This window comes from Bradyrhizobium sp. Kon56, assembly GCF_055807635.1.
Map to the genome: position 1 here is coordinate 1 of NZ_JBVVOU010000693.1, position 229 is coordinate 229.

At 61.1% G+C, this 229-nt stretch carries 1 protein-coding gene; it reads left to right on the forward strand.

Annotation, left to right across the window (positions count from 1 at the left end; translation table 11 throughout):
* The coding region (locus AC0L3B_RS40545; RefSeq protein WP_473383764.1) for a pyridoxamine 5'-phosphate oxidase family protein at window positions 1-229 on the forward strand (229 nt) is incomplete at both ends.

Sequence of the window (229 nt, forward strand, 5' to 3'; positions counted from 1 at the left end):
GATTCGGCTCGGCACGTTGCATCTGGCCGAATTACCGGGTCGATTCCTTGCGTAACATCGTGCGCGATCCCAGGGTATCGCTGATGTTCCTGATCCCCGGCTCGGGCAATGCGGTCCGCGCCAATGGCCGGGCGCATCTTTCCATCGATCCCGAACTGCTGGCCTCGTTCAAGGTCGACCGCAAGGCGCCGCGCAGCGTCATGGTGATGAATGTCGACGAGAGCTACTT